We start from the raw sequence: 12,375 nt of genomic DNA, 5'->3' as shown, positions 1-12,375 counted from the left end.
CGGTCATCCGAACCGTGCGGCCAGCCGTCGGTACAGTCCCGGAGCCGCGCCCCGCACCCGGCACGGCAGACGCAGCCACGAGGGCACGTACACCTCGTCCCGGCCCCGGTCCACCGCGGCCCGCACCGCGTCGGCCACGCGCTCGGGAGGCACCGGACGCGGCCTGGAGCGCTGGTAGGGAGCGCCCCGGCGCTCGAAGAAGGGGGTGTCGACGACGCCCGGCACCACGTGGGTGACCCCGACGCCCGTGCCCCGCAACTCGTAGCGCAGCGAGTCCGCGAAGGCGCCGATCGCGGCCTTCGCGGCGGAGTACACGGCCTCGTCGCGCACCGCGACGCTGCCCGCCAGCGACCCGATGAGCACCACCCGCCCCGAACCCGCCGCCACCATCCCCGGCAGCAGCAGCCGCACCAGCCGCAGCGTGGCCAGCACGTTGATGTCGAGCACGTCGTCGATGGTGTGCGGCGGCATGTCCAGGAACTCCCCGGCCCAGCCCACCCCGGCCCCGGCCACCAGCAGGTCCACCGGGCCCGCCGTGGCCAGCGTGAAGTCGGTCAGCTGCCGGTCGGCGCCGGGCAGGGTGAGGTCCGCGGCGAAGGCGGTGGCCGACGTGTCGTCGGCGACCTGGCGCAGCCGCACCGGGTCACGTCCGGTGAGCACCAGCCGCCAGCCGTCCTCGTCACCCAGCCGTCGGGCCACGGCCGCGCCGATGCCGGAGGACGCCCCCGTCACCAGCGCCGTGCGGGTCCGCGTGTCCCGGACCCCGACGGGCCGCCGCGGGGGCCGTACGTGGTCCGCGTCGGGTGCGACGACCTGCGGTCCGGGACCGGACCGGGGACGGGAGAACGCATGGACCATGGGGACCACCTAGGCTCGGGGCGGGCACCGGGAGGCGACCGACCGGGCGGTCGGGCTCCGGCGTCCGGCCGGACGGGCGGTCACGGAGTATCCCCCAGAGGCCGCCCGAAACGCCCGCCTGTGTGGTGGTTTGGAAGCGGCGGTACCGGCAACTTGGTCCGCCGTGCATCCCCGCAGCTCATCAGCGCCCCGCCGCCCCGGTGCCCCGCGCGGCCCGCAGGGCGGCAGACGTCTGCTGGTGATCACCGCGAGCATGGGCGCCGGACACGACACGGTCGCCGCCGAACTGGTCCGGCGGGCCCGGGAGGGCGGCGACAGCGCCCAGGCCGTGGACGTCCTCGCCCTGCTTCCGTACGGTCTGGGCACGGCCCTGAGGTGCTTCTACCGCGGCTCCGTACGGCACTTCCCGTGGGCGTACGCCGCCCTGTACCGCCTCTTCCTGCGGCCCGGCGCGGGACGCCGACCGAGCGGGACGCCCCTGGCCCGGCTCGCCGGGGGCAGGCTGCGCGAGCTGGCGGAGCGCACCGGCGCGGACGTGGTCGTGCCCGTCTTCCACCTGGGCGCCCAGCTGACCGGCCACCTCCGGGACCACGGGCTGCTGTCCGTGCCCAGCGTCGTGCTCGTGATCGACTTCGAGCCGCACCGGCAGTGGTTGCACCCCGGCAACGACCACTGTCTGTGTCTCAGCGAGGAGGCGGCGCGCGCGGTACGGGGGAGCACCGGCAGGCCCGCGACGACGTGCGGCCCCGTCGTGGCGCCGGAGTTCTCGGCCGACGACGCCCCGGGGGCGGCCCGGTGGCGGGAGACGTTCGAACGGCTCGGCTCCGGGCGGCCCGCCGTGCTGCTGTCCGCCGGTGCCTGGGGCGTCGGCTCGCACCTGGACGCCACCGTCCGGCTCCTGGCCGGACACGGCTACCTCCCGGTCGTGCTCTGCGGCGACAACCAGCGGCTGCGCCGCACGCTGTCCGGCACACCGGGCGTCCTCGCCCTGGGCTGGGTGACGGACATGCCGGGCCTGCTGCACACCGCCCGGGCCCTGATCGACAACGCGGCCGGCCAGACCGCCGTACAGGCGCTCGCGGCCGGGCTGCCGGTCGTCGGCCACCGCCCCATACCCGGCCACGGCGCGGACGGCGTACGGCGGATGGCCGCGCTCGGGGTGTCCGAGGTCGCCGAGGACGCGACCGCGCTGCTCAATGCGCTGGGGCGGCTCACCGCACCGGGCCGGGACCGGCGGCGTCGGATCGCCGCCGGACGCGCGCTGTTCACCGAGCACGCGGACGCCCTGTCCCTGGTGACCGACGTCGCCGACGCCGCGCGTGCGGGCGCACGGCGGTGAGGGAGCGATGCGCGAGCGCCGTCGGCGCACGCCCGTTTCCCCGGTCCGTCACAGGGCACCCGCCCCGGAGCGCGTACCGGCACAAGGAGGCGACGCCGTGCGGCTCGACGAATTCCTCACCCGGGTCCGCGACCGCGGTGAGTACCACGGCGACGACGAGGCCGAGCAGGTCACCACGGCCGTCCTCTGGGTGATCGCGTCCCGCATCCCGCCGGACGAGGCCGCCGACCTGGCCCGCGACCTGCCCGCGCCCCTGGACGACGCGCTGCGCCTGGAACGCGGGAGACCCGAGACCTTCGGCCGTGCCGAGTTCCTGCGGCGGGTGGCCCAGCAGACCGGCGCCCGGCCGCGCACCGCCGAATGGGACGCGGGCGCCGTGCTGTCCACCCTCGCCGAGGCGGTGCCGCGCGAACGCGTAGACCGACTGCTGGCGAGCCTGCCCGCCGACTGCGCCGATCTCTTCGGCGGCCCGGCACCCCACTGAGAACCGCCTGGCGACGGGCCGCCGAGACCGACCGAGGAGACACCCATGACGGACCTGGAGCAGCGCTACGCCGACGGGGAGGAGACGCCCCTCGGCGGATACGCGGCGCTCGCGACGACCTTCGCGGCCACCGCCGGAGCGTTCGCGGTGACGGCGTGGCGCCGCGGGGTCCGGCTGCCGGACACCGTCCCCGCCTGGGACGTGGCCCTGCTGGGAACGGCGACGTTCAAGGCCTCACGGCTGCTGACCAAGGACAGGGTCACCAGCTTCCTGCGGGCGCCGTTCACCAGCCGGGAGGGCGAGGGCAACGCCAACGAGGTGATGGACGCCGGGCGCGGCACCGGACTGCGCCGCGCCGTCGGTGACCTGATCTCCTGCCCGTTCTGCACCTCGGCCTGGGTGGCCGGCGGACTGGTCGGCACCTACGCCGTCGCGCCCCGGGCCGGGCGGCTGCTGTCCGCGGGCCTGAGCGCGGTCGTGGTGTCGGACTGGCTGCAGTACGCGTGGAGCCTGACTGCGCAGAAGGCCGAAGAATGACCGGCTGACCACCGGCCGGGCGGCCGGTCAGTCGCGCTCGGCGCGCTCCGCCCGCTCGGCATGCAGCTTCTTCACCCGGGCCGTCTCCTTGCGCACGTCGGCCTGGACCGCCTGCTCCCGCTCCAGCCACTCCGGGCGCTCCTGCTTCAGCGCGTCGATCTGCTCCGTGGTGAGCGGCTCGGTGACGCCGCCCCGGTGCAGACCCGCGATGGAGACGCCCAGCTTGGCCGCCACCACCGGCCGCGGGTGCGGACCGTCGCGCCGCAGCTCGCGCAGCCACGCCGGCGGGTCGGTCTGGAGCGCGTTCAGCTCGGCGCGCGTGACGACGCCCTCCCGGAACTCGGCGGGTGTGGCTTCGAGGTACACACCCAGCTTCTTCGCCGCGGTCGCGGGCTTCATGGTCTGGGTGTTCTGGTGCGACGTCATGCGGTCAAGGGTATCGATCGTGTGAGCGGCTCCCGACCACGCCCGGTAACCTGGCCGGGTGACAGGCTCGGAAGCTCCCCCCTCGTTCCGGCTCGCGTACGTCCCGGGGGTGACGCCCGACAAATGGGTGCGCATCTGGAACGAGCGGCTGCCGGACGTCCCCCTCGCCCTGACCCAGGTGACCGCCGCGCAGGCGGGCGACGTCCTGCTCGGCCGCGACGCCGACGCCGGACTCGTACGGCTGCCCGTCGACCGTACGGCGCTCAGCGCCATCCCCCTCTACACCGAGACCACGGTCGTGCTGATCCCCAGGGACCATCTCGTCACCGCGGCCGACGAAGTGACCGTCGAGGACCTCGCCGAGGAGATCGTGCTGCACCCCCTGGACGACGTCCTCGACTGGGAGCGGCCACCGGGCAGGCCCGCCCTGGAGCGCCCCGCCACCACCGCGGACGCCGTCGAACTGGTGGCGGCCGGGATCGGTGTGCTGCTCGTGCCCCTGTCGCTGGCTCGCCTGCACCACCGCAAGGACCTCACGTACCGCACGGTCACGGACGCTCCCGAATCGAGCGTGGCCCTGTCCTGGCCCGAGGACGCGCACACGGACCGCGTCGAGGACTTCATCGGCATCGTCCGGGGCCGCACCGTCAACAGCACCCGGGGCCGGCAGCCCGAACCGGCGCGGTCCAAGGGCGCCAAGCAGACCGCCGCGAAGCAGACCGGCGGCGCCCGGCGCGGCACCGCGGGCGGCCCCCGGGGCGCGAGCGGCGGCAAGGGCGGGAGCAAGGGCGGGAGCAAGGGCGGCCGCGGCGGCAGACCGCGCCGGCGCTGAACCCATCGACTCGGACCCACCGGGCCCCGACGCGTCAGCGGACCGTCGGACTCGGCGTCGGCGCGGAGGTGTTCACCTCCAGGCCCGGCGGCGAGGTGAGCGAGAGCACCGGCTCGCCGGGCTGCGGAGCCGGCGGCGTGAGCTGCGCCTTGGGCAGGTTCGGCGGTGCGGTCTGCTGGAAGTTGACCTGGTCGAAGTTGACCAGCCCGGTCTTCTCCAGCACGGTGATGTGGTCCAGGACGGTGTCGTTGGCCTGGTCGGCGAGCTGCCGCACCAGAGAGTTCTTGGTGTTGGCGCGGATGTTGGCGATGGCCGGGAAGATCTGGCCGTGGGTGATCCGCATGATGTTGACCGCGGTGGTGTCGAACTGCTTGCCCGTGGTCCCGTCCACCGTCGACACGAACTGCTGCTGCTGCGGCGAGGCCAGGTTGGGCAGGGTGACGCCCAGCTCCGGCGCGATCCTGCGGCAGGTGGCGTCCAGCCGGGAGTGGCCGACGACCAGGTGCTCACCGGCCTCCCGCATCTCCGGTGTCGTCCCCCGCTCCATGGCCATCAGCCCCAGCGGGTGCTCCCACAGCCCCGCGGCACGCACCTTCACCACGAAGTCCCGGTCCTGCTCGGTGAGCGGCCCGTACCGCGTGTTGGTGACGACCCGGGCCTGGTCGCTGCCCGCGTTCCGCACCCCGAGCATGGTCGGGTAGGCGAGCGCGGTGAGGGTGAGGACCAGGGCACCGGCCACGAAGGCGGTCCCTGCCGTGGTGCGCGTGATGCGCATCGTGCCTCCTGGGGCGAAGACAGGCTCGGACACCAGGAGGTACGGATACGAGGGACGATCTGATCACCGTTCCGGGCAAAATCCGCGACGCGAGGCGTGCTTCATCTCACCTCACCGGTCGCGCGCCGTCCGCACCAGCCAGTCGTGCGCCGCCCGCGCGGTGAACTCCTCCTGGCCCCCGCGCACCAGCAGCCCCGCGGTGGCGAACTCCGGGGCGTCGGCCTGCCCCGCGACGTACGGGATCGCGATGCAGCGCATCCCGGCCGCGTACGCGGCGGCGGCACCGGGGGCGGCGTCCTCCAGGACCACGCAGCGGGCCGGTTCCGCGCCCAGTCGGCGGGCCGCCTCCAGGAAGACGTCGGGGGCGGGCTTGCCCTGCGCCACCTCGTCGGCCGAGACGACCGTGCGCAGGTGCGCGTCCAGACCGGTGCGGCCCAGGATCGCCGCGATGGCCTCGGGCGACGAACCCGACGCCACCGCCATCGGTACGCCCTCGCCCGCCAGCAGTTCGACGAACTTCCGCATCTCCGGGTAGGCGCGGGCCGAGCTGCGGGCGAGCCCCAGGTAGTGGCGGTTCTTGACGGCGAGCAGCTCCTCGACCGTGGCCCGCAGCCCGTACCGCCGCTTCCAGTCGGCCACCGTCTCCCGGGTGCTGATGCCCACGTACGCCTCGTGGTCGGCCCAGGTGAAGTCCGGGACGCCGTACTCGGCGAGGGTGCGCCGGCCGGCTTCGTAGTAGTTCGGCTCGCTGTCCACGAGTGTTCCGTCGAGATCGAAGATGACCGAGATGCCGCCGAGCGGGCCCATGGTGCTCATGGTGCTCATGGTGTCCAGGATGCCAAGGATCACCTGCGGGCCGAGCGGCCGATCGACTCCACGAGCGGGAGCAGCCGGTGCGGCACCCGCTCGCGCAGCGCCACCTCGCTGCGGGTGCGGACCACGCCGGGCAGGCTGATCAGCTTCTGCACCACGTCCTCCAGGTGCGCGTTGTCGCGGGCCACGACGCGGGTCAGCAGGTCTCCGCCACCCGTGATGGAGAAGGCCTCGACGATCTCCGGCACCGCCGCCAGCGCCTCGCCCACCTCGTCCAGATGACCCTGGGTGACCTCGATGTGCACGAACGCGAGCACCGGGTGGCCCAGCGCGGCGGGGGAGAGGGACGGAGCGGTACCGGTGATCACGCCGTCGCGCTCCAGGCGGTCCAGCCGGGCCTGGAGGGTGCCGCGGGCGATCCCGAGGAGGCGGGCGTACTCCCGCACGCTGGTGCGCGGCTGCTGGAGCAGCAGCCGCAGGATGCGGGTGTCGAGCTCGTCGACGGCCATCGCGGGTCCGGCCTCCTCCGGTCGGCCATTGGCTCTCCGATGGCCGCAGGCATGCGGTGATCACTGTACCAATGGCCCACTCCGTCAGCGGCCTGTTGAGCCAGTGGTGGAAGAGATGCTCCTATAGAGAGGTCGATGGCGCTGCGGATCCCGCGGCGCCTTTTGCATGCGGTGACTTCCGGGCCAGTGGGCGTGAGCGAGCGAGGGGGCGGTAAGCAGTGCTGAAGAAGGTGTTCGTGAGCCCGGACCCGGGGCGGTCCCGGCTGCGGTTCGCCACCCGGGCCGTCCTCGGTATCGGGCTGGCCGTCGTGGCGTGCGGGCTGGCCGGTACCTCCCTGATCGGCGCGATCATCGGCGGCCTCGCCGCCCTGCTGGCGCTGTTCACCGTCACCGACGCCACCGTGCGCGGCCAGGCCGTCACCACCGCGTTGCTGCCGGTCGCCGGGCTGCCCGTGCTCACCGCCGCCGCCGCGCTGCACGACCTGCCCGTGGCCCGGGACCTCACCTTCCTCGCCGTCGTCGGCGCCGGCGTGTACGCGCGCCGCTGGGGCCCGCGCGGGCACAGCCTCGGCGTCTTCGCCTTCATGACGTTCTTCATCGCCCAGTTCCTGCACGCGACCACGGACCGGCTGCCCGAGATGTTCGCCGCCGTCCTGCTGTCCGTCGCCGCCGCCGCGACGGTGCGGTTCGGGCTGTGGTGCTACGAGCGCCGCCGGCCCGCGCCCGCCGTCCCCGCGCCGCCCCCCGGCACCGGGCTGGCCCGCATCACCACCCGGCAGGCCGTGCAGGCCACCGCGGGCGCCGGTTTCGCCCTGGTCGTGGGCCAACTGCTGTCGGGCGACCGCTGGTACTGGGCCGTCGGCGCGACCTGGTGGGTGTTCGTCAACACCACCTCGCGCGGCGAGACGCTGGTACGCGGCTTCCGCCGGGTCCTCGGCACGGTCGTCGGCATCGGCCTGGGCTTCCTGATCGCCGTGCCGGTGGCCGGGTCCCCGGTGCCCACCGCCGTGCTGGCCGCCGCCTGCGTCTTCGGCATCTTCTACACAGCCGCGGTCTCCTACACCTGGATGATGCTCTGCGTGACGCTGCTCGCCGAGCTGCTCTACGGCCTTCTCGGCGTCCTCAGCCCCGGCCTGCTCGCCCTGCGGATCGCCGAGACCGGCGTGGGCGCGCTCGGCGCCGCGCTCGCCGTGCTCTTCGTCCTGCCCGTCACCACCCACGCCGTCACCGACGTCTGGATCCAGCGCGCGCTGCGCTGTGTGCACGCCTGCACAGCGGAGGCCGCCGCCCGCCTCGCCGGAACCGAGGGCGCCGACCCGGCGCCGCGCGTGGCGGAACTGGAGCAGCTGCTGGGCCGGGTACGGCTGTCGGTCGCGCCGCTCGTGCACCCGCTCAGCCCGATGCCCGGACGCAAGCGACGGGCCCGCCGGGTCCTCGGCCTGCTGGACGACTGCGCCCGGGAGATCCGCGGCCTGGTCGCCGTCGCCGCCGATCCCGAAGCCTCGCACGATGCCCGGCTGGCCGCCGCCTGCTGGCGTGTCGAGGCCGCGGTCGAGGCACTCACCGGCGGAGGCGCCGTCCCCGCCCGCGCGGGCGGGCCGCGCGCCGCCGAACCCGCGTTGGCCCACCTCCACGACCTGGAACACGCCCTCGCCGAACTCGCCGCTCCGCTGCGCAGCCCCTCCGGTTCACGGCCGGCCGGTGCCTGACCCGTCTCACCGGACCGCCCCCCGCTCCACCCGTTTGGTCTAGACCGCAGGTGATCGACTGCTACCGTCGCTCCGGGGCGGACGACCAGGGTCGGCGCTCCGGGCGACGCAGCACGAAGCGGGACGAGAGGGGCAGCGGTGACGGACGGCGGCAGGCGGCAGCGGCGGGCATACATCGGGTCGTTCACGGCGGCCGGCGGCCCCGGGATCCTGACGGCGACCGTCGCCCCCGACAGCGGCGCCCTCACGGTCGTGAGCGGCACGGACGGGCTGGCCGACCCCTCCTACCTGGCTCTGGCGCCCGACGGAGACACGCTCTACGCCGTCAGTGAGACGACCGAGGGCGCCGTGGCCGCCTACCGGGTGAGCGGGGACAAGCCCGAGCCCACCGGGCGGCCGGTGCCCGTCGGGGGCGACGGACCGACCCACCTCAGCCTGTACGCCGGGCACGTGCTGACCGCCAACTACGGCTCCGGCACCGTCACCGCCGTCCCGGTCCGCCCCGACGGCACCCTCGCCCGCTCCGCGTCCGGCGTCCTGCGGCACACCGGCTCCGGCCCGCACGCCCAGCGGCAGCAGGGACCGCACGCCCACCAGGTGCGGCCCGACCCCAGCGGTCGGTGGGCCGTCAGCGTCGACCTCGGCACCGACTCCGTGCGGGTCTGCACCGTCGCGGACGGTGCCCCCGCCGTGCACCGCGAGATCGCGCTGCGGCCGGGGTCGGGGCCGCGGCACCTGGCCTTCCATCCGGACGGCTCGCACGCCTACGTCCTCAACGAACTGGCGCCCACCGTCACCGTCTGCCACTGGGACGCCGCCGACGGCGCGCTCAAGCCCCTCACCGAGGTGCCGGTGCTGCCGGGCGCCCCGGCGGGCGACGCCTACCCGTCCGGCATCGTCGTCTCGCCCGACGGCCGCTTCGTGTGGACCGCGACCCGCGGCGAGGACGTCCTGTCCGTGTTCGCCGTGGAACCGGACGGACTGCGGCTGTCCGCCACCGTGCCCTGCGGCGGCCACTGGCCCCGCGACATCACCGTGTCGGACGGCTTCCTGTACGCGGCCAACGAGCGCTCCGGCGACGTGACCTGGTTCGCCCTGAACCCGACCACCGGCATCCCCCACCACACCGGCTCCGTATCAGTCCCGGCAGCCTCCTGCGTGATCTTCGCCCCGGCCTGAGCCGTCCCTCCCCAAAGCCGCGGGCAGTCGTGCCTCCCCCAGTGCCTGAACGGCCTGGGAGGTACCCCCACGCGGCACGGGTGGGCGCAGCGGCACCGGGCGACGAAGGGGCCCGCTCCTCACCCGGAGCGGGCCCCTTCACACACGCCTGAATACGCCAGCGCACGCGCCCCTCACCGAACCGGCGCCCCCTGCGCCTGCTGCGGCGAGATACCGAGCGCCGTCGTGTACTTGGCCAGCGCCAGCTTGCCGATCGCCGGGTACGGGCCGAGCGGCTCGGCCGTGGAGCAGCCCGCCTCCTTGGCCGCCTCCTCCAGCACGGACGCCTCGATCTCCGGGCCGATCAGATACGGCGCGAGCGCCAGCTGCTGGGAACCCGAGGAACGCAGCTGCTCGGCCACGGACGCGATCGAGCCCTCCTCGTCCAGCGCCGCCGCGATCACCGGCACGGCCAGGCGCGCGGCGAGCAGCATGCCGGTGATCCCGGCCGCCTGGACGGCCTCGTCACCGCCGACGGAGGCCAGGATGATGCCGTCCGCCGCGGTCGCCACGGTGAACAGGCGGGCCCGGTCGGCACGGGCGAGACCGGCCTCCGAGAGTCGCACGTGCAGGGCCTCGGCCAGCAGCGGGTGCGGTCCGAGCACATCGGTCAGCTCGGCCGCGATCTTGCTGTCCATCACGGCCTGCCGGATCCGGCGCAGCAGCGCGTTGTCCGGCCCGGCGAGCAGCGGCACGACGACCGCGACGGGGCCCTCGGGCTCCTTCACGTCCAGGCCCGCGGCACGTGCCTGCTCGAAGCGGGCGGCGCGCTCCTCGGCGGCCCGGACGAGCACGCTGGTCAGGGAGGGGAACTCGGCGTCGTCGTCCCCGTCGAGGTGGCCGATCCGGGCGTCCAGCCCGGGCAGCTCGGAGCGGGCGATGCTGATGACCTCGTCGGCGAGGCTTCGGGTGGCGCTACTGGGCGTCCCCGGCACCGCGAGGACGAGCGCCGGCGCGCCCTCGGGAGCCACCAGTGGTTCGGGACGGCGGTGCCGTCCTGGCTGGCGGGGGCGCGGCATTCGTACTGGCAGGCCGGACGCGGGCCCAGTGGGGGAGCTCATGGCGCCGCATGTTACTGGTTTCCGGGGTTTCCCTGTTCGGGGAGGGTGCAGGTGAGCGGTATCCGTCCGGTTTTGTCTGATGAGTGATGTACGGATCGGCCGACATCGGCATGAATTCACCTCGTTGGCGGACCACTTCTCAGCCGCCCCGCACGGTCGTCACCCACAGCATCTTGTCGTCACTCGGAAGGGTGAGTGAGCCGGTCGCCAGGCCGGTCGCGATCCGGACCGCGCCGTCCAGCGGATCGCCCTCCGCGGGCGTCCACCGCGCCTGGGGCAGCCGCTCCGTCAGCTCCTCGCCCAGCGGTGCGAGGAGCGGATCGCCGAGCCGCAGCAGGCCGCCGGTGACCGCGACGAGGGGTTCACCTTCGGTGGGGCAGACCGCGGCGGCCGAGTCGGCCAGGTGCCGGGCGGCGGACCGCAGGATCTCCGCCGCGACGGGGTCGGTGGCCGCACACGCCGCCACCTCGGGTGCGAAGGAGGCCAGGACGGCCGGACGGTCGGACCGCGGATACACCTGCCCGGGCAGTCCGGCCGCCGGGCCGAAACGCTCCTCCGCGCGGGCCAGCAGCGGTGCGGAGCCGCCCGCCCGCCCGTCATGGGCGCGCAGCGCCGCCTCGAGGCCCGCCCGCCCGATCCAGGCGCCGCTGCCGCAGTCGCCCAGCAGATGCCCCCAGCCGTCCGCCCGGCGCCAGCGGGTCAGGTCGGTGCCGACGGCGATCAGGCCGGTACCGGCGGCCACCACCACCCCGGCCCGCGGACCGAGCGCGCCCACGTACGCGGTCACGGCGTCGGCGGCCAGGGCGACCGTCCGCACGCCCAGCTCCCGGGCCAGCGCGCCCGGCAGTTCGGCACGCAGGGCGTCGCCCAGGGTGGCCATCCCGGTGGCCCCGACCACGACGGTGTCGAGCCGGGTCACACCGGTCTCGGCGGTCAACGTCCTCGCCATGGGCAGTAGTTGCCCCATGAGGTGCCCGGGGTCGATCCCGCGCGCACCGGTGCGGACGGGCTCCCGCGAGACCCGCCGACCGAGGGGGCCGTGACCGCCGCCACCGCCACCGCAGTCGCCGACGGCGACGCGCAGCCCCGAGCCGCCGGAGTCCACGGCCAGGAAGCCGGTGCTCACGGCAGGCGCCAGTCGACCGGCTGACCTCCCAGGCGCATCAGCAGGTCGTTGGCCCGGCTGAACGGACGGGAGCCGAAGAAGCCCCGGTCGGCCGACATCGGGGACGGGTGCGCCGACTCCACGGCCGGCAGATCGCCGAGCAGCGGCCGCAGATTGCGGGCGTCGCGACCCCAGAGGATGGACACCATCGGCTTGCCGCGCGCCGCGAGCGCCCGGATCGCCTGCTCGGTGACCTCCTCCCAGCCCTTGCCGCGGTGCGCCGCGGGCTTGCGCGGGGCCGTGGTGAGCGCCCTGTTGAGCAGCAGCACGCCCTGCTGGGTCCAGGGCGTCAGATCCCCGTTGGAGGGCTGCGGGAGATTCAGGTCGGTGTGCAGCTCCCGGAAGATGTTGACGAGGCTGCCGGGCAGCGGGCGTACCTCGGGCGCGACGGAGAACGACAGTCCGACGGCGTGCCCCGGAGTGGGGTAGGGGTCCTGTCCGACGATCAGGACCCGTACGTCGTCGAAGGGCTGTTGGAAGGCTCGCAGGACGTTCGCCCCCGCCGGGAGGTAGGTGCGTCCGGCGGCGATCTCCGCGCGCAGGAACTCACCCATCGAGGTGATCCGCCCGGCGACGGGTTCCAGGGCCTTCGCCCAGCCCGCTTCGACGATTTCGTTCAAGGGTCGTGGTGCCACGGGCGTCACCCTAC

The 12,375-nt window shown here is 74.6% G+C and carries 14 protein-coding genes; 6 read left to right on the top strand and 8 right to left on the bottom strand.

The annotated features are described in order from the left end of the window. Positions 1-3: 3 nt before the first annotated feature. On the bottom strand, positions 4-858 hold the full coding sequence (locus ACGH52_RS06080) for an SDR family oxidoreductase (RefSeq protein ID WP_079252570.1): 855 nt from the start codon (positions 856-858) through the stop codon (positions 4-6). A 253-nt stretch (positions 859-1,111) separates the two neighbouring features. Between ACGH52_RS06080 and ACGH52_RS06075 the strand changes: the two genes are divergently transcribed. The 3 genes from ACGH52_RS06075 (at position 1,112) to ACGH52_RS06065 (ending at position 3,218) form a co-directional block, all read left to right on the top strand. After that, on the top strand, positions 1,112-2,197 hold the full coding sequence (locus ACGH52_RS06075; RefSeq protein WP_399946655.1) for a galactosyldiacylglycerol synthase: 1,086 nt from the start codon (positions 1,112-1,114) through the stop codon (positions 2,195-2,197). A 97-nt stretch (positions 2,198-2,294) separates the two neighbouring features. After that, positions 2,295-2,681 carry a DUF2267 domain-containing protein gene (locus ACGH52_RS06070; RefSeq protein ID WP_121700868.1) on the top strand — a complete coding sequence of 129 codons (387 nt, stop codon included), beginning with the start codon at positions 2,295-2,297 and terminating at the stop codon, positions 2,679-2,681. A 45-nt stretch (positions 2,682-2,726) separates the two neighbouring features. After that, on the top strand, positions 2,727-3,218 hold the full coding sequence (locus tag ACGH52_RS06065) for a DUF1360 domain-containing protein (RefSeq protein ID WP_059297492.1): 492 nt from the start codon (positions 2,727-2,729) through the stop codon (positions 3,216-3,218). 27 nt (positions 3,219-3,245) lie between these two features. Here the strand turns inward: ACGH52_RS06065 and ACGH52_RS06060 are convergent, their stop codons facing one another. Then, on the bottom strand, positions 3,246-3,644 hold the full coding sequence (locus tag ACGH52_RS06060) for a DUF5997 family protein (protein WP_059297491.1): 399 nt from the start codon (positions 3,642-3,644) through the stop codon (positions 3,246-3,248). A 58-nt stretch (positions 3,645-3,702) separates the two neighbouring features. Here ACGH52_RS06060 and ACGH52_RS06055 point away from each other — a divergent pair, with 58 nt between their 5' ends. Next, positions 3,703-4,476: a LysR substrate-binding domain-containing protein gene (locus ACGH52_RS06055; RefSeq protein WP_121700869.1), complete on the top strand. Its 774-nt coding sequence runs from the start codon at positions 3,703-3,705 to the stop codon at positions 4,474-4,476. 34 nt (positions 4,477-4,510) lie between these two features. On the opposite strand, the gene ACGH52_RS06050 is transcribed toward ACGH52_RS06055, so the two are convergent. The 3 genes from ACGH52_RS06050 to ACGH52_RS06040 form a co-directional block, all read right to left on the bottom strand. Further along, positions 4,511-5,251 carry a DUF4142 domain-containing protein gene (locus ACGH52_RS06050; protein WP_059297489.1) on the bottom strand — a complete coding sequence of 247 codons (741 nt, stop codon included), beginning with the start codon at positions 5,249-5,251 and terminating at the stop codon, positions 4,511-4,513. Between the two features lie 111 nt (positions 5,252-5,362). Next, positions 5,363-6,058: an HAD family hydrolase gene (locus tag ACGH52_RS06045; RefSeq protein WP_399946652.1), complete on the bottom strand. Its 696-nt coding sequence runs from the start codon at positions 6,056-6,058 to the stop codon at positions 5,363-5,365. Positions 6,059-6,096: 38 nt separating this feature from the next. Then, on the bottom strand, positions 6,097-6,573 hold the full coding sequence (locus tag ACGH52_RS06040) for an Lrp/AsnC family transcriptional regulator (protein WP_059297488.1): 477 nt from the start codon (positions 6,571-6,573) through the stop codon (positions 6,097-6,099). 218 nt (positions 6,574-6,791) lie between these two features. On the opposite strand from ACGH52_RS06040, the gene ACGH52_RS06035 reads away from it, so the two are divergent. Beyond that, positions 6,792-8,282 carry an FUSC family protein gene (locus tag ACGH52_RS06035; RefSeq protein ID WP_399938056.1) on the top strand — a complete coding sequence of 497 codons (1,491 nt, stop codon included), beginning with the start codon at positions 6,792-6,794 and terminating at the stop codon, positions 8,280-8,282. A gap of 138 nt (positions 8,283-8,420) precedes the next feature. Continuing rightward, a complete protein-coding gene (locus ACGH52_RS06030; RefSeq protein WP_121701310.1) occupies positions 8,421-9,461 on the top strand; it encodes a lactonase family protein in 1,041 nt (346 codons plus the stop codon). A 173-nt stretch (positions 9,462-9,634) separates the two neighbouring features. Here the strand turns inward: ACGH52_RS06030 and ACGH52_RS06025 are convergent, their stop codons facing one another. The 3 genes from ACGH52_RS06025 to ACGH52_RS06015 form a co-directional block, all read right to left on the bottom strand. After that, a complete protein-coding gene (locus ACGH52_RS06025) occupies positions 9,635-10,561 on the bottom strand; it encodes a sirohydrochlorin chelatase (protein ID WP_123621935.1) in 927 nt (308 codons plus the stop codon). A gap of 139 nt (positions 10,562-10,700) precedes the next feature. Further along, positions 10,701-11,687, bottom strand: a complete 987-nt coding sequence (locus tag ACGH52_RS06020; protein ID WP_121701308.1) for an N-acetylglucosamine kinase — start codon at positions 11,685-11,687, stop codon at positions 10,701-10,703. Next, on the bottom strand, positions 11,684-12,361 hold the full coding sequence (locus ACGH52_RS06015) for a uracil-DNA glycosylase (protein ID WP_030182040.1): 678 nt from the start codon (positions 12,359-12,361) through the stop codon (positions 11,684-11,686). The genes ACGH52_RS06020 and ACGH52_RS06015 overlap by 4 nt, the downstream gene beginning before the upstream one ends. Positions 12,362-12,375 lie beyond the last annotated feature (14 nt).

Source organism: Streptomyces sp. BBFR25, from assembly GCF_044590125.1.
GTDB classification, from domain to species: domain Bacteria; phylum Actinomycetota; class Actinomycetes; order Streptomycetales; family Streptomycetaceae; genus Streptomyces; species Streptomyces canus_D.
Note: the sequence above shows the minus strand (reverse complement) of the source record. Positions and strands in the feature narration are given on the sequence as shown.